The following is a 20,918-nucleotide window of genomic DNA, read 5'->3' as shown; positions in this document are numbered from 1 at the left end:
GCCCGTGACGAGGCCCGCGGCCGGGATACGGTCGCCGCATGACCGGCACCCCGGAGCGACCTCTCGAGGAGGGCGTCCGCACCGACTTCCACGGCGCGATGAGCTACGGCCGCTACCTCGACCTCGAGCGGCTGCTCTCCGCCCAGCACCCGCGCAGCGTCCCCGAGCACCACGACGAGATGCTGTTCATCGTCCAGCACCAGACCTCCGAGCTGTGGCTCAAGCTGGTCCTGCACGAGCTCCGCGAGGCCCGCGCGCTGATGGACGCCGACCGGCTCGAGCCGGCGCTGAAGTGCCTGGCCCGGGTCAAGGCCATCCAGCGCACGCTCATCCAGCAGTGGTCGGTGCTGGCGACGCTGACCCCACGGGAGTACGCCGAGTTCCGCGGCGCGCTCGGCAGCAGCTCGGGCTTCCAGTCCCACCAGTACCGCGCCGTCGAGTTCGTCCTCGGCAACAAGTCCGCGGCGATGCTCAAGGTCTTCGAGTCCGAGCCGGAGGCGCACGCCCTGCTCACCACGCTCCTGGAGGAGCCGACGTTGTACGACGCGTTCCTGCGCCTGCTCGCCCGCCGTGGCCTCGACGTGCCGGCCGACGTGCTCGAGCGCGACGTCCGCGAGCCGTGGGCGTTCCGCGAGGACCTCGTCCCGCTCTTCCGCCGTGTCTACGAGGAGCGCGACCTGCCGTGGGGCCTCTACGAGGCGTGCGAGGACCTCGTCGACCTCGAGGACAACCTGCAGGAGTGGCGCTTCCGCCACCTGCGCACGGTCCAGCGCACGATCGGCTTCCAACGCGGCACCGGCGGCTCCTCCGGCGTCGGCTTCCTGCGCAAGGCGCTCGACCTGACCTTCTTCCCCGAGCTGTACGCCGTGCGCGGCGAGGTGCGCGCGTGACCGCGGCGAGCACGAGGCGGCCGACGTCGGCCGAGCTGGACGCGCGCGACCCGCTGGCGGCGTACCGCTCCCGCTTCGTCGGCGCCGACGACCCGGCCGTGGTGGCCTACCTCGACGGGAACTCGCTGGGCCGTCCGGTCGCGGACGTCGCGGAGCGGCTGACGGCGTTCGTCGAGGGCGCCTGGGGCGACCGGCTGATCCGCAGCTGGGACGAGGCGTGGATGGACGAGCCGACGCGGGTGGGCGACCGGCTGGGCCGGGTCGTGCTGGGCGCGGCGCCGGGCCAGGTCGTGGTGGGCGACTCGACGTCGGTGCTCCTCTACAAGCTGCTGCGCGCGGCGGCGGCCGCCCGGCCGGACCGCCGCGAGGTGGTCGTGGACCGCGACAACTTCCCGACCGACCGCTACCTCCTCGAGGGCGTCGCCGGCGAGTGCGGCCTGACGATCCGCTGGGTCGAGGCGGACCCGGACGGCGGCGTGACCGTCGACGACCTGGCGCCGGTGCTCGGCGACGACACCGCGTTCGTGCTGCTCAGCCACGTGGCGTTCCGCTCAGGCCACGTCGCCGACGGCCCGGCCGTCACCCACCTGGTCCACGACGCCGGCGCACTGGTCGTCTGGGACCTCAGCCACTCCGCCGGCTCGGTCGAGGTCGCGCTCGACGCGTGGGGCGCGGACCTCGCGGTCGGCTGCACCTACAAGTACCTCAACGGCGGCCCCGGCTCCCCCGCCTTCGCCTACGTGCGCGCCGACCTGCTGCCCGACGTGCAGCAGCCGCTGTGGGGCTGGATGGGCCACGCCGACCCGTTCGCGATGGGCCCGTCCTACGAGCCGGCTCCGAGCATCCGCCGGATCCTCACGGGCACCCCGCCGGTGCTCGCGATGCAGCCGCTGCAGGCGATGCTCGACCTGCTCGAGGAGGCCGGCATGCCGGCGGTGCGCGCCAAGGCGATGGCCCTGACCGAGCACGCCGTCGCGCTGGCCGATGATCGGCTGGCGGCGTACGACGTCCGCCTGGCGAGCCCGCGGGACCCGGCCGACCGGGGCGCGCACGTGATGCTCGAGCACCCGGCGTTCCGCGAGGTGACCGCCCGCCTGTGGCAGCAGGGCGTCGTCCCCGACTTCCGCCCGCCGGCCGGGCTGCGGATCGGGCTGTCGCCGTTGAGCACGAGCTTCGCCGAGGTCGAGCGCGGGATCGACGCGATCGCGGCAGCGCTCGCCGACCTGGCCTGAACCGGCCCGCTACTTCCTGGTCGGGTCGTGGCCCCAGTTCATCAGCGAGTAGCGCCAGTCGCTGTGCTCGACGTCCTTGTCCGGCCCCTGCGCGAGGTGGCGGTGGACGTAGCCGACGACCTTGCGCATGTGGGCGACGTCGTCGTCGGTGAGGTCGCCCTTGTTGGTCCGCAGGATCTCGACGATCCGCTTGCCGGACTTGTGGCCGGTCGACTCGCCGCTGCCTCCGGACTTCTGCCCGACGGCTCTCGACTCGTCGGTGTCGAGCCACTTCTCGAGCTCGGAGGCGGTCATGTTGACCGCCTCCTTCCAGTCGTCCCAGACCTCGTCGAGCCCCTCGGCGGTCACCGGTGCACCTCCACGAGCGGGGCGCGGGTGTCGCCGAAGTCGGCGTCGTCGTCGCCGGCCTGGCTGTCCACGCCGAGGCAGACGAGCAGCACGGCGCCGATGAGCGCGACCGCGGAGATGCCGTGCATGGCCATCGCGGCGGTCGGGATGCGGTCCTCGACCGTCGGCTCGGCGTCCTTGCGCCCCTTGAGCGTCTTGACGAGCAGCACGTCGCCGATGCCCGCGCCGGCGATGAACACCGCGAGCGTCATCCACGCCAGCGACTGCTGGCCGGCGGCGAGGTAGGCGATCCAGAGGCCGAGGCCCGCGAGGCCGAACAGCGGGTGCACGAACAGCGACAGCGGCGGCAGCGTCGTCGTCAGCTGTCCGGGTTCCGCCTCGGCCCGCGACCGGGCCGCGCCGAGGGTGAAGCTGAACATGTAGGCGCCGCCGAAGGCGGTCAGGACCCACAGCCCCAGCACCAGCTGTGCCATCTCGTGTCCTCCCGGAGCAGTCGTGCCGTCACCGTCGCGGTGCCCACCCGGCGCTTCCGCACACGCGCCGCACGTCCCGACCCCCGCCGTCTCGTCTCACGCCGCTGCGGGTACTTCCCTCGGCGACCCTTCCCCTGACGCACCCAGGAGCAATTCATGGACGCCACCCACACCGGACCGACCGGACCGCCCGCGGGCGTGCCGTTCCTCCGCACCGCCGCCCTCGCCGTCGGCGCCGGCTTCCTGCTCGTCGGCATCGCCGGGTTCATCCCGGGGATCACCACGAACTACGACGAGATGACCTTCGCCGGCCACGAGTCCCGCGCCGAGCTGCTCGGCATCTTCCAGGTCTCGGTCCTGCACAACCTCGTGCACGTGCTGTTCGGCGTCGTCGGCCTGGCGGTCGCGCGCAAGGCGACTGCGTCCGCGGCGTACCTCGTCATCGGCGGGCTCGTCTACCTCGCGCTCTGGGCCTACGGCCTGGCGGTCGACCACCACAGCGACGCCAACTTCGTGCCGCTCAACGACGCCGACAACTGGCTGCACCTCGGTCTCGGCATCGCGATGCTCGCGCTCGGCTTCGCGGGCTACCGCGCGCTGCGTGGGCCCGTCGGCGGGCAGTACCCCGCCTGAGACCTACCGTCGGCGGTCGTGACCGACCGCGAGGATCCGACCGAGCAGCCGCTGGAGCTGGGCAGCGACGACCTGCGCCTCACGCTGGCGACCCTCGGCGCGCGGGTGCACCGCCTGCGTGTGCGCGACGCCGAGGGCGCTTGGCGCGACGTCGCGCTCGGCCTGCCCCGGGTCGCCGGGACCTCGACCACCCGTTCCTGGTGCGCGGCTTCAGGCCCGGCGAGGAGGAGTGGCTCCGGGCGGGTCCCGGACGGCACCTACCGGTGGACCTCGGAGATCTCCGTCACGCCGGGCCGTTGACTTTAGTTCGAGTGTCGTACTTAATAGCCGGGTGACCCTCGTCCTCGGCGTCGACACCTCGACCCAGTCCACCAAGGCGCTGCTCGTCGACGCCACCGACGGCACCGTCGTCGACAGCCGCTCCGTGCCCCACCCGCCCGGCACGGAGGTCGACCCGCGCGCCTGGTTGTCGGCGTACGACGAGGCGGTGGCCGGCCTCGACGGCGGCCGTGGCGCCGAGCGGGCCGAGGCGGTCGCGATCGGCGGCCAGCAGCACGGCATGGTCGCCCTCGACGAGTCCGGCGAGCCGGTCCGCGACGCGCTGCTGTGGAACGACACCCGCTCCGCCTCCGCCGCCGCCGAGCTCATCGCCGAGATGGGCGGCCCGCAGGCGTGCGCCGACGCGATCGGCAGCGTGCTGGTCGCGTCGTTCACCTCCACCAAGCTGCGCTGGTTGCGCGACGCCGAGCCGGACAACGCCGCCCGCGTCGCGCGGGTGCTGCTCCCCCACGACTACCTCTCCGCCCACGTCGCCGCGCCCGGCACCGAGCCGTTCACCGACCGCGGCGACGCCTCGGGCACCGGCTACTTCGGCACCCCCGACGGCACCTGGCGCCCCGACCTCGCCGAGGCCGCGCTGGGCCGGCCCTTCACGCTCCCCCGCCTCGTCGCGCCGGGCACGGCCGCCGGCGAGACCGCTACCGGCGCCGTGCTGGCCGGCGGCACCGGCGACAACGCGGCCGCTGCCCTCGGTCTCGGGCTCGAGACCGGTGACGTGCTCATCTCGATCGGCACGTCCGGCGTGGCCTGCGCGGTCAGCCCGGTGCCCGTGGCCGACGGCAGCGGCGCGGTGGCCGGGTTCGCCGACGCTCACGACGGATTCCTCCCCCTCGTCGCGACCGTCAACGCCGCGCAGGTCCTGGACCTGCAGGCTCGATGGCTCGGCGTCGACCACGCCCAGCTCGCCGACCTCGCCCTCGCGGCGCCCGCCGGCGCGAACGGGGTCACGCTGCTGCCCTACTACGGCGGCGAGCGCACCCCCAACCGGCCCCAGGCCACCGGCACCTGGGCCGGCCTGACCCCGCGCACCACCCGCCAGGACCTCGCCCGCGCCGCCTTCGAGGCGCTGTTGTGCTCGCTGGCCGACGCCGTCGACCACCTCGTCGCCGCCATGGGCCAGCAGCCGCGCCGCATCCTCATGGTCGGCGGTGCGACTCGCTCGCCCGCCGTCCGCGCGCTCGCCCCGGCCGTCCTCGGCCAGCCGGTCGTCCTCCCGCCGACCGGGGAGTACGTCGCGCTCGGCGCCGCCCGACAGGCGGCCTGGGCCCTCACCGGCGAGCTGCCGGCCTGGACCCTCGCCGACGCCGCGACCTTCGAGGCCGACCCGACCCCCGACGTACGCGCCCGCTACGCCGAGCTCCGCGACCGCACCTGAACCCGCTCTCCCACCCAGCTCCCGACCTCACCCACCCCTCGGAAGGCACCCGCATGAGCATCGAGATCCCCACCCCCACCCCGGAGGACAAGTTCTCCTTCGGCCTCTGGACCGTCGGCTGGCAGGGCGTCGACCCCTTCGGCGGCGCCACCCGCCCGCCGATGGACACCGTGCACGCGCTGGAGAAGCTCGCCGAGCTCGGCGCCTACGGCGTGAACTTCCACGACGACGACGTCATCCCGTTCGGCAGCGACGACGCGACCCGCCAGCAGATCATCGACCGGTTCAAGAAGGGCCTCGCCGACACCGGCCTGGTCGTCACGACCGCGACCACCAACCTGTTCAGCCACCCGGTCTTCAAGGCCGGCGGCTTCACCAACAACGACCGCGACATCCGCCGCTTCGCGATCCGCAAGGTGATGCGCAACGTCGACCTGGCCGCCGAGCTCGGCGCGAAGGTCTACGTCGCCTGGGGCGGCCGCGAGGGCGCGGAGTACGGCGCGTCGCAGGACACCGCCGTCGCGCTGGACCGGATGAAGGAGGCCTTCGACGTCCTCGGCCAGTACGTCGTCGACCAGGGCTACGACCTGCGCTTCGCGATCGAGCCGAAGCCGAACGAGCCCCGCGGCGACATCCTGCTCCCGACGATCGGCCACGCGCTGGCGTTCATCAACGAGCTGGAGCGCCCCGAGCTGGTCGGCGTGAACCCGGAGATCGGGCACGAGGAGATGGCCGGCATGAACGCGGCCGCCGGCTACGCCCAGGCGATGTGGGCCGGCAAGCTGTACCACATCGACCTCAACGGCCAGAACGGTCCGAAGTACGACCAGGACCTCCGCTTCGGCGCCGGCAACGTGCGCGGCGCCTTCTGGGTGGTCGACGCGCTGCTGGCGGGCGGCTACGACGGCCCGGTCCACTTCGACTACAAGCCCGCGCGCATCGAGGACGAGGCCGGGGTCTGGGTCTCGGCCGCGGCCAACATGCGCAACTACCTCATCCTCCGCGAGAAGGTGAAGGCGTTCCGCGCCGACCCGGAGGTGCAGGAGGCGCTCGAGGCCGCCAAGCTCCCCGACCTCGCGCAGCCCTCGCTCGGCGAGGGCGAGGGCTGGCAGGGCCTCCTCGAATGGGAGCTCCCGGACCCGGAGGTCCTCGCGCAGCAGGGCGCCGCGACCGAGCACCTCGACCAGCTCGCGCTCGAGCACCTGTACGGCGTGCGCTGACCACCCGGTCGGACACTCCTGCACCCATGAGCACCACTGGGCAGCTGCGCCGCGCGAACACCGCGGCCGTGCTGCAGGCGCTGCGCCGGCTCGGACCCGCCTCGCGGGCCGGGCTGGCGCAGCGCACCGGGCTGGCCAAGGCGACCGTCGGCGCGATCGTCGCCGACCTCGAGGAGGCCGGCGCCGTCGTGGAGGCGGTCGTCGACGACGTCCCCGCTGCTCCCGCCCGCGGCCGCCCCAGCCGGCCGCTCTCGCTCCGCCCCGGCTCCCACGTCGGCCTCGGGCTGGAGCTCAACGTCGACTACGTCTCGGCCGTCGTCGTCGACCTCGCCGGCGACGTGCTCACCAGCGAGTCCCGGCCGGCCGGGGAGGACCGCCTCGACGTGCTCCTCGCGCTGGCTGCCGAGGTCCGTGCCGCCCACCCGGGTCGCCTGCTCGGCACCACCGTCGCCGTCCCCGCGCTCGTGCGCGACGACGACCGCACCGTCGCCTGGGCCCCGAACCTCCCCCTGCGCGGCGACTCCTTGGTCGCCGACGTCGCCGCGGCGCTCGGGTGCCCACCCGCCAACGTCCGCGTCGTCAACGACGCCAACTGCGCGGCGTACGCCGAGGCGCACCACGGCGCCGCCCGCGGCGTCGACCACGCGCTCTACCTCACCGGCACCGTCGGCATCGGCGCCGGCATCGTCGTCGGCGGGCAGCTCGTCCAGGGCGGCGCGGGCTTCGCCGGCGAGGTCGGCCACATGCCGGTCGGCGACCCGACCGCCCCGTGCGGCTGCGGCCGCCGCGGCTGCTGGGAGGCCTCGATCGGCCTGCTCGCCGTGCTCGACGCGCTCGGCATGGCCGAGCTCGACACCCCGCTGACGACCGCCGAGGCCGTCGCCGCCCGCGCCGCCGACGACCCGGCTGCCCGCGCCACCGTCGAGCGGGTCGGCGAGGACCTCGGCCTGGGGCTGGCGATCCTCGCCGGCGTCCTCGACCCGGCGGTCGTGGTGCTCGGCGGGTACTTCGTGCCGCTCGGCGAGCTCGTCCTCGGCCCGGCCCGCCGCGTGCTCGACGCGCGGCTGGCCTCCGACGTCCAGGTCCGCCCCGAGCTCCGGCTCGGCACCCTCGACCTCCGCGCCGCCGCCCTAGGTGCCGCCGAGCAGTCCCTCGCCCGCGTCCTCACCGGCGCGGCCGACCTCTCGACCCCCTGAGCCCTGATCGGGCCCCGACCTCTGATCGGCCCGCCCAGGTCCACCGTCGGAGTAGTAACGGACGTTTCCGACCTCCACCGGGACGGTGACGGACGTTCCTGACCGTTACTACCCCGCCAGCCGGGCGCCGACGTCGACGAGGGCGGTGCCGAGCGCCGCGACCGGGTCGGCGAAGAGCGGCTCGAGCGCGATCTCGGCCGCGCCGAGGAGCACCGAGTCCGAGCCGAGGCCGGGCAGCGAGAGGGTGACCGACTCGTGCGGGGCCGGCAGCGCGCGCTCGGCGAGGGCGTCGTCGACCTCGTGGCGGACCAGGGCGTAGAGCGAGCTGAGGTAGCCGCCGAGCACCACCAGCCGCGGGTTGAAGGCGTTGACGATCGAGGCGAGGCCGTAGCCCAGCGCCTTGCCGGTGGCGCCCAGTGCGCGCTGGGGTCCGGCGTACTCGTCGAGGACGTCGCCGAGGGTGACCACGTCGGACTCCGGGCAGCCGATGGCGGCGGCGATCGCGTGCGCGCCGACCTCGGTCTCCCAGCAGCCGACGTTGCCGCAGTGGCACAGCCGGCCCTCGGGCGCGAACGGCAGGTGCCCGACCTCGCCGGCGTACCCGCCCGCGCCCTCGAGCCGGACACCGCCGGTGATCACGCCGGCACCGACGCCGACGTTGCCGGAGATGTAGATGAGGTCGTCGATGCCGACGCCGGCACCGCGGCGGTGCTCGGCGAGCGCGCCGAGGTCGGCGTCGTTGGCGAGCTGGACGGGTACGTCGACACCGAGCGCCGCGAGGACGATCGAGCCGAAGGACACGTCCCGCCACTCCAGGTTCGGCGCGAGGCGCACCAGCCCGTCGCTGCGGCGGACGAGACCCGGGACGCTGATGCCGACGCCGAGCAGCGGCGCGGCCGCCGGCGCGCCCTCGACCACGCGGCGGATGAGGCCGGCCACGGTCGAGCCGACCTGCCAGGCCTCGCCGCCGCCGCTGGGGATCGGCGCGGTCGCCCGCTCGATGACGTCGCCGCCCAGCGCGACCCGGGCGACGACCGCGCGGTCCACGCCGAGGTCGACGGCGACGACGTACGGACCGACCTCGGCCAGCCGCACGCCCGCCGACGGCCGGCCGGCGCCCGAGCGGACGCCGGTCGGCACGGTCTGCTCGACGACGCCGAGCGACGCCAGCTCGAGCACCAGGTCGGCGATCGTGCTGCGGTTGAGCCCCATCAGCGCGGTCAGCTGCGCCCGGGAGATCTGGCCCGCGCCGTGGACGTGCCGCAGCACCGTGCCGAGGTTGTGTCGTCGCACCGCCTCCTGGTTGGTGCCGAGGCCGCGCCGCTGCGCCGTCACCTCCGCACCTAGACGCCGGCCGCGGAGCGACGGCGGCGGGAGACGGCGTCGACGCTGGCGGCCAGGAGCAGGACGCCGCCGGTGACGAGGAAGTTGATGTAGCTCGCCTGGTTGAGCAGGCCCAGGCCGTTGGGGATCGTCGCGATCACCAGGCCACCGACCACCGCGTCGATCGCGCGGCCGCGGCCGCCGAAGAGGCTGGTGCCACCGATGACGGCTGCGCCGACGGCGTACAGCAGCTCGTTGCCGCCGCCGGAGCCCGGGGAGACCTTGCCGGTGTACGACGCCGCGAGCAGACCGCTCACCGCCGCCATCGAGGAGGCGATCACGAAGGCGGCGATCTTGATCCGGGTGACGTTGATGCCGGCGCGCCGGGCGGCCTCGGCGTTGCCGCCGACGGCGTAGAGGTGGCGGCCGAAGCGGGTCCGGGTGAGCACGAAGGTCCAGAAGAGCAGCAGGGCGATCACGACCGGGGCGACCCACGGGATGCCGCTGATGTTGAAGACCGCGGGGTTCGGCGCACGGTTGGTGCTGAGCAGCGCGGTGAGGCCGAGGACGATCGCCGCGAGGACCACGATCTGGATCACCACGAGGGCGAGCGGCTGGTGGACCAGCCCGCGCGAGGCCCGGGAGCGGTAGCGCCACAGCGAGAGGGCGGCGAACCCGGCCACGATGAGCACCGCGGCGATCCAGCCGGCGGTGACCGGCACGTTCTTGATCGACAGCCCGCGCAGGACCTCGTCGTTGAAGCGCAGCGAGCCACCGGAGCCGATCAGCTTCAGCGGCACGGCCTGGAGCGCCAGGAAGAAGGCCAGGGTCACCACGAACGAGGGGATGCCGAGCAGGGCTACGAGCGAGCCGATCACGGTGCCGATGACCGCGCCGACGGCGATGCCGGCCAGGGTGGCCAGCCACCACGTCCAGTCGTAGTCGATGAGCATCAGGGCGGTGATCGTGGCGGCGGCGCCACCCGCGACGCCGGCCGACAGGTCGATCTCCCCGAGCAGCAGGACGAAGACCAGGCCCATGGCCAGGACGCAGATCGAACCGGCCTGGACGACCAGGTTGGCCATGTTGTACGTCGTGAGGAACTGGTCGTTGAGCGAGGCGAAGACGCCGAAGAGGACGACCAGGCCGAGGATCGCGGGCAGGGAGCCCATGTCGCCGCCGCGCAGGCGGTTGACGTAGTCGCGGGCCGCGTCGCCGATGGTGGCGGCCTGGCGGTTGTCGTTGTCGAAGCCGTGCGCCGCCGACTGCTGGTCGGTGGTCTCGGTCTGCAGGGTCATCTCTTCGTCCTCAGATCGTGGCGGTGGCGGCGTTGGTGAGGCCCAGGTCGCCGGAGCGGCCGGCGGTGATCAGCTCCACGACCTGGCTGTGGGTGACGTCCTTGGCCGGGACGTCGGCCGCCACCTGGCCGAGGTAGAGCGCGGTGATCCGGTCGGCGACCTCGAAGACGTCGCCCATGTTGTGGGAGATCAGCACGACACCGAGCCCGCGGTCGGCCAGCCGGCGGACCAGGTCGAGGACCTGGCGGGTCTGGGCCACACCGAGCGCGGCGGTCGGCTCGTCGAGGAGCACGATCTTGGAGTTCCAGAGGACGGCCTTGGCGATGGCGACCGTCTGGCGCTGGCCACCGGAGAGGCTCGAGACGCTCTGGCGCACCGACTTCACGGTCCGCACCGACAGCGAGGCGAGGGTCTCGCGCGCGCGGGACTCCATGGTGACCTCGTCCAGGCCGATGCCCTTGGTCTCCTCGCGGCCGAGGAACATGTTCTCGACGATGTCGAGGTTGTCGCACAGCGCGAGGTCCTGGTAGACGACCTCCACGCCGAGCGCCGCGACGTCGCGCGGGCTGTGGACGCTGACCTGCTCGCCGTCGAAGATGTAGTCGCCCGTGTCGCGGCCGTAGATGCCCGCGATGATCTTGACCAGGGTCGACTTGCCGGCGCCGTTGTCACCGACCAGGGCGGTGACCTGCCCCGGGTAGACCGCGAAGTCGACGTCGTGCAGGACGTGCACCACACCGAAGCTCTTGTTGACCCCGCGCAGCTCGAGCAGCGGTTGAGTCATGGAGTCCTACTCCCTCGAGATTGTTGTTCGGATGGACGAAAGGCGCCCGGGCCGCGTGCGGCCCGGGCGCCTTCCGGGTCAGGTCGTGCGCCGCGGTGGCGTCGACCTGAGTGGAGCTGGGACGGTCAGGAGATCCCCGCGTCGGCGCAGAGCTTCTGGAACTCGCCGGTGCAGATGTCCTCGGCCTTCTGGCCGCCGTCCTCGATCACGTCGTTGATGTTGTCCTTCATGATCGACTGGGGCTCGAGCAGGATCGCCGGCACGTCGCGACCGCCCTCGACGTCCTCGACCGTGCCGGTCGTCTCGGCCTCCTCGCCGTTGACCAGGGCGATCGCCACCTCGGCCAGGGCGGCAGCCTCCTGCGTGGCCGACTTGTAGACGGTCATGCACTGGGTGCCGGCGAGGATGTTCTGCAGGCCCTCGACGGTCGCGTCCTGACCGGTGACCGGCACCTTGCCGGCCTGGCCGTTGCCCTCGAGGATGTTGATCGCGGCGCCGCCGAGACCGTCGTTGGCGGCGAGCACGCCGTCGACCTTGCCCTTGGCCGCGGTGTAGAGCTGCTGGAAGATCGTGGCCGCCTCCTCGTTGTCCCACTCGGGCACGGCCTGCTCGCCGACGACCTTGTAGTTCGACATCTCGTCGAGCACGCTGTGGGCGCCCTCGGCGAACAGGGTGGCGTTGTTGTCGGTGGGCGAGCCGTTGAGGTAGACGATGTTGGCCTGCTTGTCACCCAGGCAGTCCGCGAGGCCCTGGCCCTGCAGCTCCCCGACGACGGTGTTGTCGAAGGAGACGTAGTACTCCGCCGAGCCGCCGAGCGTGAGGCGGTCGTAGTCGATGGTGGCGACACCCTGCGAGGCCGCCTTCTCCTGGATCGCGGCACCCGACTCGGAGTCCAGGTTGACGATGGCGAGCACAGTGACGCCGCTGCCGATCATGGAGTCGGCGATCTGGGTCATCCGCTCCGCGTCGTTCTCGGCGTTCTGGATGTCGTACTCGACACCGGCGTCCTCGAAGGCCGCCTCGAGGGCCGGCCGGTCGGCGCTCTCCCAGCGGACCGAGGACTCCGTGTCGGGGAGGATGACGCCGATCTTGCCGTCGGCGCTGCTGCTCGGGCTGCTGCCGCCGTCGCCGGCGCTGTCGCCGCCGTCGTCCGACCCGCAGGCCGAGACCGTCAGGGCCAGTCCCATCAGGGCCGCCATGGCCACGCTGTGCTTCCGCTTCACGCGATCCGCCTCCTTGAGCGATCGATCCGCGCCCGCTCTACCGACTCCCGGAGGCATCACGCGTTTGTTGTGCGGCACAACTTATGCATGTGACGGGCACCACGTCCAGAGGTAGCAGCGCGATGATCCGGACGTTTCCAAACCGTTACCTGACCCACGTGGGCACGGCGTACGGCGGCGGGGCGGTCGGTCACCGACGTACTCTCGAGGAGGTGAGCGTCGCACCCTCCCCCGTTCCCGGGCCCACCGTCCGCCTCGGCCACCGGTTCGCCGACGAGCTGCCCGAGCTCGCCGTGCCCTGGCAGGCCGCCGAGGCGCCCGAGCCGCGGCTGCTGGCCCTCGACGAGGAGCTGGCCGCCGAGCTCGGCCTCGACACCGACTGGCTGCGCGGCCCCGACGGACTCGGCCTGCTGACCGGCACCGTCGTCCCGGAGGGCGCGCGGACGGTCGCGCAGGCCTACTCCGGCCACCAGTTCGGCGGGTTCTCCCCGCGGCTCGGCGACGGCCGCGCATTGCTGCTCGGCGAGCTCAGCGGCCCCGACGGCGACCTGCGCGACCTGCACCTCAAGGGCTCGGGACGTACGCCGTTCGCTCGCGGCGGCGACGGGCTCGCGGCGGTCGGGCCGATGCTGCGCGAGCACGTCGTCTCGACCGCGATGCACGCGCTCGGCATCCCCACCACCCGCTCGCTCGCCGTCGTGGCGACCGGCCGCAAGGTGCAGCGCGAGACCGTGCTGCCCGGCGCGGTGCTCGCGCGGGTCGCGTCGAGCCACCTGCGGGTCGGGACGGTGCAGTACACCCGGGCCACCGGCGAACTCGACCTGCTGCGCCGGCTCGCCGACCACGCGATCGACCGGCACCACCCCGCGGCGCGCGACGACGAGGCGCCGTACCTCGGGCTCCTGCGGTCGGTCGTCGACGTGCAGGCGCGGCTGGTGGCGCAGTGGATGGCTGTCGGGTTCGTGCACGGCGTGATGAACACCGACAACATGACGCTGTCCGGGGAGACGATCGACTACGGCCCGTGCGCGTTCATGGAGGCGTTCGACCCGACCACCGTGTTCAGCTCGATCGACGAGGGCGGCCGCTACGCCTACGGCAACCAGCCGGTCGTCGCCGAGTGGAACCTCGCCCGGCTCGCCGAGGCCCTGCTGCCGCTGCTCGACGAGTCCGAGGAGCGCGCGATCGAGATCGCCACCGAGGCGCTCGGCGGGTTCCGCACGGCGTACAGCGCCGCCTTCACCGACGCGATGCGGCGCAAGACCGGCCTGCCCCCGGGGCTCGCCGACGACGTGCTCGTGCCGCTGGTCGACGAGCTGTTCCCGATCCTTCGGTCCGGCCACGTCGACTGGACGACGTTCTTCCGCGCGCTGTCGTCCGCCGCCCGGGGGGACGCCGAGCCGGTGCGCGGGATGGTGCTCGACCTGCGCCCGCTCGACGACTGGCTCGAGCGCTGGCGCGCGCTCGGCCCCGACGCCGACGCGATGGACCGGGTCAACCCCGTCTACGTCCCCCGCAACCACCTGGTCGAGGAGGCGCTCGACGCCGCCACCGCCGGCGACCTCGGCCCGGTCGAGCGGCTGGTCGACGTGCTGCGCGCGCCGTACGACGAGCGGCCCGGCCTCGAGGCGTACGCCGCCCCCGCCCCGCCCGACTTCGGCTCCTACACGACGTACTGCGGCACCTGAGGCCTCCGGCTGGCCGTGAGGTTCATCGGCCACCCGATGAACCTGACGGTTCCCCGATGGAACTTCATCGGCGGACCGTCAGGTTCGTCGGCGCCCCGATGAACCTGACGGCTGCCGCGAGCGACCCCAGCGACCGACCGGCGGTCAGCGCCCGAGCTTGACGTTGATCTGCTTGGTCTGGGTGAAGCCCTCGATGGCGCCCTCGATGGAGAACTCCCGGCCGATGCCGGAGGACTTGTAGCCGCCGTAGGACTGGCCGATGACCTGGCCGCCGCCCTGGTTGACCTGGACCCAGCCGGACTCGATGCGGTGGGCGAGGCCGAGGGCCTGGTCGAGGTCGCGGGACCAGACGAACGCGGCGAGGCCGTAGTGGGAGTCGTTGGCCATCGCGACGACCTCGTCCTCGTCCTTCCACGGGATGACGACGAGCACGGGCCCGAAGATCTCCTCGCGGGCGATCCGCCAGTCGTTGGCGACGCCAGCGAGGATGGTCGGGCCCTGGTAGTAGCCCTCGAGCCCCTCGGGCACGTCGCGGGACATGTCGAGCGCGACGCGGACACCGGGCTGGGACTTGCCGTCCTCGATGTAGTCGAGGACCTGCTCGTACTGCGAGCGGTTGATGATCGCGCCCATGTCGGTCTCCTCGGCCAGCGGGTCACCGACCTTGAGCCTCGAGACCTTCTCCACGAGCACGCGGAGGAACTCGTCGTGCACGTCCTCGTGCAGGAACAGCCGCGACCCGGCGGTGCACGACTGGCCCTGGCGGCTGAACCGCATCGCGAGCAGCACGCCCTCGGCGGTGGCCTCGATGACGTCCGGCGCAGCGGCCGAGGAGCAGACGATGTTCGGCGACTTGCCGCCCAGCTCGAGCGACTGGTGGGCGAGGCGGCCGCCGGCGGTGGCGCCGACGATCCGGCCGACCTCGGAGGAGCCGGTGAAGGACACCTTGTGGATGCCCGGGTGCTCCGAGATCGCCTGGCCGACGGTCTCGCCGACGCCGGTGACGACGTTGAGGACGCCCGCGGGCAGGTGCTCGGACATGACCTGCGCGAGCAGCAGAATCGTCAGCGGCGCGTCCTCGGCCGGCTTGACGACGAGCGTGTTGCCGGCGGCGAGGGCAGCGGGAAGCTTCATCGCGGCGATCATCAGCGGGGAGTTCCACGGCAGGATCGCGCCGACGACGCCGAGCGGCTCGAGGCGGGTGTACTGCAGCTGGTCGTCGCCGGCCGGGAGCACCGTGCCCTTGAACTCGCCGGCCACGCCGCCGAAGTAGCGGAACAGCGCCACCAGCGTCGCCGACTCCGGCCGCGCCTGGGTGCGCAGCGCGTTGCCGGTGTCCTGGGCGGTGAGCTGGGCGAAGTCCTCCGAGCGCGCCTCGATCGCGTCAGCGATGCGCAGCAGGATCGTGCCGCGCTCGCGGAAGTGCAGCGCCCGCCAGGCCGGCAGCGCCGCGGTCGCCGCGTCGACCGCGCGGTCGAGGTCGGCCTTGGTGCTCTCGGGCACCCGCGCGAGCACCTGCTCGGCCCGCGCCGGGGTGACCACGTCGCGCCACTTGCCGCTCTCCGAGGGGACCCACTCCCCGCCGATGAGCATCGGCCAGTCGGGGGTGCCGGCGTCGGGGGCGTCGATGGTGGTCTGCAGCTTCATCGGGTGCGGGTCTCCTCGGGTACGACGTGGCGGCGCGGACGTCGCCGGACCGGTACAGGTTCGCCCATCGCGGGCCCCGGAACAACGCCGACCCCCGCACACCGGCTGTGCAAGGATGCACAGCCGGGTGATCCCCGCGAGGAGGGCCGAGCCATGCGCGCCGACGACCTGGTCGTGCTGCTCGAGGTCGCGCGCACCGGCAACCTCAGCGCCGCCGGGACCGCCCTCGGTCTCACCCACTCGACGGTGTCCCGCCGCCTCGACGCGCTCGAGGCCGCGGTGGGCGCGCCGGTCGTCTCCCGCACGACGCGCGGCTGCCACCTCACCGAGCTCGGCCGCTCGCTCCTGCCCGCCGCGGAGTCGGTCGAGCGCGCGGTCACCACCGCCCGCCACGCGCTGAGCGCCGACGGCGACGGGGAGGGCGAGCTGGCCGGCCTGGTGCGGGTCTCGGCGCCCGAGGCGTTCGCCGCGGTGTACGCCGCGCCCGCGCTCGCCGCGCTCCGGCGTCGGCACCCCCGGGTCACGGTCGAGCTGACCGCCGCCACGCGACCGATCGTGCACGGCAGCGGCGCCGACGTGGAGGTCGGCGTGGGCGAGCCGCTGTCGCCGCGGGTGCGGACGGTCGACCTGGCGGCGTACGAGCTCGGGCTGTTCGCGGCGCCCGACTACCTCGACCGGGCCGGCCGGCCGCGCTCGCAGGCCGAGCTCGACGACCACGCGCTCGTCTACTACGTCGAGGGCGCGCTGCGGGTCAGCGACCTCCAGCTCGTCGACCGGCTCTTCGCCGAGCGGGCGGTGCAGCTGGGGTCGACGAGCGTCTTCGCACAGCTGGAGGCGGCTCGGGCGGGGGCGGGGATCGCGCTGCTGCCGACGTTCCTCGCCCGGCGCGCGACGGGGCTGGAGCCGGTGCTGCCGCGCAGGGTGCGCGTCGAGCTGACCTTCGTCGCCGCCCTGGCCAGCGCGAGCGTCCGCCGCGCACCGGCCGTCGCCGCCCTGGCGGCCATCCGCAGCGAGGTCCAGGCCCGCGCGGCCGAGCTGCGCTGAACCGGCCTCAGCCGCAGGAGTCAGCCGCAGAGGACGGCGGTGGCGGTCTTCTCGCTGCGGCCGCGCAGGACCACCGGATCGTGGCGCTGCCAGTGCCGGGCCTCGTCCTCGCCGGCCTCCTCGACGGTGTGCCAGGCGGCCAGGACGCAGCCGGGGACCTGCTTGGCGAGGTCGGTGAGGCGGGCGGCGCTGTTCACGGCGTCGCCGACGACCGTGTACTCCAACCGGCTCGCCGCGCCGACGTTCCCCGCCACCGCCTCGCCGGTCGCGACGCCGATGCCGGCGCTGATCTCTGGCACCTCCTTTGCGAGCCGGCCGGCCATGGCACGGGCCGCAGCGAGGGCGGCGGTGGCGTGGTCGGGGTGGTCCACCGGCGCGCCGAAGACCGCGAGCACCGCGTCGCCCATGAACTTGTTGACCAGCCCGCGCTGCCGGTCGACCTCCTCGACGACCACGCCGAAGAACCGGTTGAGGGTGCGCACGACCTCCGCGGGCTCGTGCTGCGTGGCGTACGTCGTGGAGCCGACCAGGTCGATGAAGAGCACCGTCACCTGGCGGGCCTCCCCGCCGAGCTCGACCCCGCGGGCCGCCGCGGCGAGCGCGACGTCGCGGCCGACGTGCCGGCCGAAGAGGTCGCGCAGCTGCTCGCGCTCCCGCAGGCCCTGGGCCATCGCGTTGAACCCCGCCTGCAGCGACCCGAGCTCGGTGCCGTCGAAGACGACCACCTCCCGGCCGAGGTCGCCGCGCTCGACGTCGAGCAGCGCGTCGCGCACGGTGCTGACCGGGGCGACGATCGAGCGGGCGTTGAGGACGGTGGTGAGCAGCCCGAAGACCAGCACGACGGCGCTGATCGCGAGGACCGTGAACGGCAGCCGGTCGCGCGCGTCGTCGTCGCCGGTTAGGCCCACGATGGCGGCGACCACCATGCCGACGACCGGTGCCGCCGTGCCGAGGCACCAGAAGAGGACCATCCGGCCGCCGACGCCCGCCCCGCGCGGGCGGTCGGTGACCGCGAGCCCGCCCAGCGCACGCGCCGAGATCGGCCGCATGACGAAGTCGGCCAGCAGGAACGCGATCCCGCACGCCACCATGCCTGCGATCCCGACCGCGACCCCCGACCCGAGGGCGCGCTCGGGCTGCAGCACCAGCGACAGGGTCGTGAACAGGACGGTCGCGCCGAGCCAGAGCGCGCCCTGCATGACGGTCAGCCGGAGCGGGACGCGCAGTGCGGCGAGGCGCTGCCGCCGGTCCGGCTCGATGCCCTCGGTCGCCCACCGCAGGGCGCGCAGGCTGAGCCGCGTGCCGACCCCGACACCGATCAGCACCGCCACGCCGACGTACGTCGGCACCGCGATGGCCAGCGAGACCACCGTCGCGCTCGTGGGGCTCGGCGCGGGCACGACGAGGGAGGCGATGAGGAAGACGACGCCGGCGGCGACGACGTTGGTGCTGACCAGCATCACGGTCAGCAGCAGCTGGACGCGCAGGCGCAGCGCGCGCACCGACTGGTCCGGTCGCCCGAGCACGCGCGCGCCGAAGGGTGCCGAGCGCCTGCCCATCCCGCACCTCCGGTCCGCGGCCGCGGGGTCCGCGGTCGTGTGGGCCGACCGTACCGGGGCCGAGCGCCTGCGGGGGTCGTGTGCCCGCGGACGCGCCCGACCGCGTCGGGAGGCACACGACCCACGGGCCCGGCCGCACCCGTAGGCTCGCGGCACCGCCATGCGACCTCCTCCCGACCGCCCCCGCAACCTGCTGCTCGCCGTCGACGCCCCGTCGCTGCTGCACCGCAACCACCACGCGCGGGCGCACACCGACCTCCGCGACCGCGGCGGCCGGCCCGCCTGGGCGCTGCATGGGATGCTGCGCCAGATCCTCGAGGCGGTCGACCAGTTCGCCCCGGACGCGGTGCTCTTCGGCCTCGACGACCGGACCGCGTCCGAGCGCGAGGCCGCCTACCCGGCGTACAAGGCCGGGCGGGCGCCGAAGGACGACGCGCTCGTCGACCAGCTCGAGCGGGCCGGTGCACTGCTCGACGCGCTCGGCCTGCTGGCGGTCACCCCGCCGGGGCTGGAGGCCGACGACGTCAACGCCTCGGCGGCGACGTGGGCCGAGCGCGAGGGCTGGAGCTGCGTGCTCGTCACCTCCGACCGCGACTCCTTCGCCCACATCTCCGAGCACACCTCGGTCCTGCGGCTCATCGACGGCGGCATCGCCGGCTCGCCGCTGCTCGACCCGGGCCGGCTGCGCGCGATGTACGGCGTCGCGGCCGAGAGCTACCTGGAGTTCGCCGCGCTGCGCGGGGACGCCAGCGACAACCTGCCCGGCGTGCCGGGGATCGGCGAGAAGACGGCCCCGGTGCTGCTCGAGCAGGTCGGGTCGATGCAGGCGGTGTGGGCCGACATCGACCACTGCGCCGGCGAGAACCTCGTCGCCGCGGTCGACTCGTGGTGCGAGGAGACCGGCGTGCCGCGGATCGGCAAGCGGCTGCTGGCCCGGCTCACCGCGGAGGGTGCGCGCGAGCGCTACGAGTTCAACCTCGCGATCATGCGCGGGCGCGAGGTCGACCTCGGGCTCCACCCCGACGTCCCCGACTCCCCCGGCCTGCTGCCCCTCGACCCGGTCCGCGTCGCCCGCGTCGTCGGCCACCTCGGCGTCGAGTCGACGACCGCGCTCGCACTGCGTGTGCTCACCGAGCCGCCGGCGTCGGCCGGCTGAGGACGCCGGAGCTGGTGGGCTGTCCCGGCCGCTGATGTGGGGGGACCGACCGGAACAGCCCGACGGGCCACGGAGGCAACCCGTCCTGCTGGTGCCTGAACGGCAGTCATGCTCCCTCCAGCAGGACCACATCGTCCCCGCCAGGTCGGCCGCGAAACGCTGACTAGACCGGAGCAACGGCAAAGAACTCCGGTACGCCGCGCGCGACCGGCGCGAGGGGATCGCGCTACTGGACCATCCGGAACAGCGGGCTCGTCGGCTCGACGACCTGGACCCGGATGCCGGAGCCGGTCATGCGCTCCAGCAGCGGCCCGTAGTCGGTCGGCCGCTGCAGCTCGATGCCGACGAGGGCCGGCCCGGTCTCGCGGTTGGAGCGCTTGACGTACTCGAACAGCACGATGTCGTCGTCGCGCCCGAGCACCTCGTCGAGGAACATCCGCAGCGCCCCGGGCTCCTGCGGGAACTCCACCAGGAAGTAGTGCCGCAGCCCCTCGTGGACGAGCGCGCGCTCGACCACCTCGGCGTACCGGCTGACGTCGTTGTTGCCGCCCGACAGCACGCACACCACCGTCGCGCCCGGCGCGGCGACGGGGCCGGCCGCGGTGTCGCGGAGCGCCGCCGGGGCCAGCGCACCGGCGGGCTCGGCGATGATCCCGTCGGACTGGTAGAGCTCGAGCATCTCGACGCAGACCAGGCCCTCGGGCACGGTCACCATGCGGGGCCGGTGCCGGTCGAGGACCGCGTGGGTCCAGTCCCCGACGCGCCGCACGGCCGCGCCGTCGACGAACGAGTCGACCGAGTCGAGCTCGACGGGCCGGCCCGCGGCCAGCGCGGCCGTCATCGACGCCGCGCCCGCCGGCTCCACGCCGACCACGCGCACGTCGGGTGCCCGGTCGGCGAGCAGGGTGACCATCCCGGCGAGCAGGCCGCCGCCGCCCACCGGCGCGACGACGACGTCCGGCGCCCGGCCGAGCTGCGCGAGCACCTCGAGCGCGACGGTTCCCTGCCCGGCGATCGTGCGCCGGTCGTCGAAGGCCGGCACAACCGCCGCACCGGTCGCGGCCGCGAGCTCCTGGCAGAGCCGGTTGGCGTCGTCGTACGTGTCGCCGTCCACGACGACTTCGACCAGCGGACCGCCGAGCGCGGCGATCCGGGCGCGCTTCTGCCTCGGTGTGGTGCGGGGCAGGAAGATCGTGGCGCGGACCCCGAGCCGGGCGCACGCGAACGCCACGCCCTGCGCGTGGTTGCCCGCGCTCGCGCACGTCACCCCGCGCTGCTGCTCCTCGGCGGTGAGGCCGGCGACCAGGTTGTAGGCGCCGCGACCCTTGTAGGACCGCACCTCTTGGAGGTCCTCGCGCTTGAGCCAGACGTCCAGGCCGGTGAGCGCCGACAGGCGCGCGGAGCGCTGGAGCGGGCTGGTCCCGACCACCCCGCTGAGCAGCCGCGCAGCGCGCTCGACGTCCCTCGCGGTCGGCAGCTCCACGCCCGCG

19 protein-coding genes are annotated in these 20,918 nt (G+C 73.8%); 10 read left to right on the top strand and 9 right to left on the bottom strand.

Annotated elements, in window-relative coordinates:
• The first annotated feature begins 38 nt into the window (after window positions 1–38).
• The gene (gene kynA / locus H7344_RS14260) at window positions 39–890 is read left to right on the top strand and encodes a tryptophan 2,3-dioxygenase (RefSeq protein WP_186346682.1); all 852 of its coding nucleotides are present in this window, start codon (window positions 39–41) and stop codon (window positions 888–890) included.
• Window positions 887–2,122: a kynureninase gene (locus H7344_RS14255; protein WP_186346681.1), complete on the top strand. Its 1,236-nt coding sequence runs from the start codon at window positions 887–889 to the stop codon at window positions 2,120–2,122. Before kynA ends, H7344_RS14255 begins: the two co-directional genes overlap by 4 nt.
• A 9-nt stretch (window positions 2,123–2,131) precedes the next feature.
• Here H7344_RS14255 and H7344_RS14250 read toward each other — a convergent pair whose 3' ends face one another.
• Both H7344_RS14250 and H7344_RS14245 read right to left on the bottom strand, forming a co-directional pair.
• Window positions 2,132–2,470, bottom strand: coding sequence for a DUF3140 domain-containing protein (locus tag H7344_RS14250; protein ID WP_186346680.1), 339 nt, complete (start codon window positions 2,468–2,470; stop codon window positions 2,132–2,134).
• Window positions 2,467–2,943, bottom strand: a complete 477-nt coding sequence (locus tag H7344_RS14245; RefSeq protein ID WP_186346679.1) for a hypothetical protein — start codon at window positions 2,941–2,943, stop codon at window positions 2,467–2,469. Before H7344_RS14245 ends, H7344_RS14250 begins: the two co-directional genes overlap by 4 nt.
• A gap of 156 nt (window positions 2,944–3,099) precedes the next feature.
• Here H7344_RS14245 and H7344_RS14240 point away from each other — a divergent pair, with 156 nt between their 5' ends.
• Genes H7344_RS14240 through H7344_RS14220 form a run of 5 tightly spaced genes read left to right on the top strand, consistent with a single transcriptional unit; the run spans window position 3,100 to window position 7,706 of the window.
• On the top strand, window positions 3,100–3,576 hold the full coding sequence (locus H7344_RS14240; protein WP_186346678.1) for a DUF4383 domain-containing protein: 477 nt from the start codon (window positions 3,100–3,102) through the stop codon (window positions 3,574–3,576).
• A gap of 18 nt (window positions 3,577–3,594) precedes the next feature.
• Window positions 3,595–3,876 (top strand): aldose epimerase family protein, encoded by a 282-nt coding sequence (locus H7344_RS14235; protein ID WP_186346677.1) that lies wholly within the window; start codon window positions 3,595–3,597, stop codon window positions 3,874–3,876.
• 31 nt (window positions 3,877–3,907) lie between these two features.
• The gene (gene xylB / locus H7344_RS14230) at window positions 3,908–5,290 is read left to right on the top strand and encodes a xylulokinase (protein WP_186346676.1); all 1,383 of its coding nucleotides are present in this window, start codon (window positions 3,908–3,910) and stop codon (window positions 5,288–5,290) included.
• 53 nt (window positions 5,291–5,343) lie between these two features.
• The gene (xylA, locus tag H7344_RS14225) at window positions 5,344–6,510 is read left to right on the top strand and encodes a xylose isomerase (RefSeq protein ID WP_186346675.1); all 1,167 of its coding nucleotides are present in this window, start codon (window positions 5,344–5,346) and stop codon (window positions 6,508–6,510) included.
• 26 nt (window positions 6,511–6,536) lie between these two features.
• Window positions 6,537–7,706, top strand: a complete 1,170-nt coding sequence (locus tag H7344_RS14220; protein ID WP_186346674.1) for an ROK family protein — start codon at window positions 6,537–6,539, stop codon at window positions 7,704–7,706.
• 108 nt (window positions 7,707–7,814) lie between these two features.
• Here the strand turns inward: H7344_RS14220 and H7344_RS14215 are convergent, their stop codons facing one another.
• From H7344_RS14215 to H7344_RS14200, 4 genes are all read right to left on the bottom strand, one after another.
• Window positions 7,815–9,041 (bottom strand): ROK family protein, encoded by a 1,227-nt coding sequence (locus tag H7344_RS14215; RefSeq protein WP_186346673.1) that lies wholly within the window; start codon window positions 9,039–9,041, stop codon window positions 7,815–7,817.
• Window positions 9,042–9,049: 8 nt separating this feature from the next.
• A complete protein-coding gene (locus H7344_RS14210) occupies window positions 9,050–10,327 on the bottom strand; it encodes a sugar ABC transporter permease (protein ID WP_186346672.1) in 1,278 nt (425 codons plus the stop codon).
• Window positions 10,328–10,337: 10 nt separating this feature from the next.
• Window positions 10,338–11,111 carry an ATP-binding cassette domain-containing protein gene (locus H7344_RS14205; RefSeq protein ID WP_186346671.1) on the bottom strand — a complete coding sequence of 258 codons (774 nt, stop codon included), beginning with the start codon at window positions 11,109–11,111 and terminating at the stop codon, window positions 10,338–10,340.
• A 125-nt stretch (window positions 11,112–11,236) separates the two neighbouring features.
• Complete coding sequence (locus H7344_RS14200; RefSeq protein ID WP_186346670.1) at window positions 11,237–12,334, bottom strand: sugar ABC transporter substrate-binding protein; 1,098 nt, start codon at window positions 12,332–12,334, stop codon at window positions 11,237–11,239.
• Window positions 12,335–12,546: 212 nt separating this feature from the next.
• On the opposite strand from H7344_RS14200, the gene H7344_RS14195 reads away from it, so the two are divergent.
• Window positions 12,547–14,022 (top strand): protein adenylyltransferase SelO, encoded by a 1,476-nt coding sequence (locus H7344_RS14195; RefSeq protein ID WP_229707188.1) that lies wholly within the window; start codon window positions 12,547–12,549, stop codon window positions 14,020–14,022.
• 144 nt (window positions 14,023–14,166) lie between these two features.
• Here the strand turns inward: H7344_RS14195 and H7344_RS14190 are convergent, their stop codons facing one another.
• A complete protein-coding gene (locus H7344_RS14190; protein ID WP_186346668.1) occupies window positions 14,167–15,669 on the bottom strand; it encodes an aldehyde dehydrogenase family protein in 1,503 nt (500 codons plus the stop codon).
• Window positions 15,670–15,822: 153 nt separating this feature from the next.
• On the opposite strand from H7344_RS14190, the gene H7344_RS14185 reads away from it, so the two are divergent.
• Window positions 15,823–16,713 (top strand): LysR family transcriptional regulator, encoded by an 891-nt coding sequence (locus H7344_RS14185; protein ID WP_186346667.1) that lies wholly within the window; start codon window positions 15,823–15,825, stop codon window positions 16,711–16,713.
• 20 nt (window positions 16,714–16,733) lie between these two features.
• Here H7344_RS14185 and H7344_RS14180 read toward each other — a convergent pair whose 3' ends face one another.
• Window positions 16,734–18,272 carry an adenylate/guanylate cyclase domain-containing protein gene (locus tag H7344_RS14180; RefSeq protein WP_186346666.1) on the bottom strand — a complete coding sequence of 513 codons (1,539 nt, stop codon included), beginning with the start codon at window positions 18,270–18,272 and terminating at the stop codon, window positions 16,734–16,736.
• Between the two features lie 160 nt (window positions 18,273–18,432).
• Here H7344_RS14180 and H7344_RS14175 point away from each other — a divergent pair, with 160 nt between their 5' ends.
• Window positions 18,433–19,428: a 5'-3' exonuclease gene (locus H7344_RS14175; RefSeq protein ID WP_186346665.1), complete on the top strand. Its 996-nt coding sequence runs from the start codon at window positions 18,433–18,435 to the stop codon at window positions 19,426–19,428.
• Between the two features lie 226 nt (window positions 19,429–19,654).
• Here H7344_RS14175 and ilvA read toward each other — a convergent pair whose 3' ends face one another.
• The gene (gene ilvA, locus H7344_RS14170; RefSeq protein ID WP_186346664.1) at window positions 19,655–20,911 is read right to left on the bottom strand and encodes a threonine ammonia-lyase IlvA; all 1,257 of its coding nucleotides are present in this window, start codon (window positions 20,909–20,911) and stop codon (window positions 19,655–19,657) included.
• Between the last annotated feature and the right edge of the window lie 7 nt (window positions 20,912–20,918).

The organism is Nocardioides deserti, from assembly GCF_014266025.1.
Taxonomy (GTDB): domain Bacteria; phylum Actinomycetota; class Actinomycetes; order Propionibacteriales; family Nocardioidaceae; genus Nocardioides; species Nocardioides deserti.
Note: the sequence above shows the minus strand (reverse complement) of the source record. Positions and strands in the feature narration are given on the sequence as shown.

What these genes read in the sequence shown, in the direction of transcription:
- H7344_RS14180 (WP_186346666.1), bottom strand. Translation starts at nt 18,272, where the DNA reads ATGGGCAGGCGCTCGGCACCCTTCGGCGCGCGCGTGCTCGGGCGACCG.
- H7344_RS14190 (WP_186346668.1), bottom strand. Translation starts at nt 15,669, where the DNA reads ATGAAGCTGCAGACCACCATCGACGCCCCCGACGCCGGCACCCCCGAC.
- kynA (WP_186346682.1), top strand. Translation starts at nt 39, where the DNA reads ATGACCGGCACCCCGGAGCGACCTCTCGAGGAGGGCGTCCGCACCGAC.
- H7344_RS14205 (WP_186346671.1), bottom strand. Translation starts at nt 11,111, where the DNA reads ATGACTCAACCGCTGCTCGAGCTGCGCGGGGTCAACAAGAGCTTCGGT.
- H7344_RS14175 (WP_186346665.1), top strand. Translation starts at nt 18,433, where the DNA reads ATGCGACCTCCTCCCGACCGCCCCCGCAACCTGCTGCTCGCCGTCGAC.
- H7344_RS14185 (WP_186346667.1), top strand. Translation starts at nt 15,823, where the DNA reads ATGCGCGCCGACGACCTGGTCGTGCTGCTCGAGGTCGCGCGCACCGGC.
- H7344_RS14220 (WP_186346674.1), top strand. Translation starts at nt 6,537, where the DNA reads ATGAGCACCACTGGGCAGCTGCGCCGCGCGAACACCGCGGCCGTGCTG.
- H7344_RS14210 (WP_186346672.1), bottom strand. Translation starts at nt 10,327, where the DNA reads ATGACCCTGCAGACCGAGACCACCGACCAGCAGTCGGCGGCGCACGGC.
- H7344_RS14245 (WP_186346679.1), bottom strand. Translation starts at nt 2,943, where the DNA reads ATGGCACAGCTGGTGCTGGGGCTGTGGGTCCTGACCGCCTTCGGCGGC.
- xylA (WP_186346675.1), top strand. Translation starts at nt 5,344, where the DNA reads ATGAGCATCGAGATCCCCACCCCCACCCCGGAGGACAAGTTCTCCTTC.
- H7344_RS14240 (WP_186346678.1), top strand. Translation starts at nt 3,100, where the DNA reads ATGGACGCCACCCACACCGGACCGACCGGACCGCCCGCGGGCGTGCCG.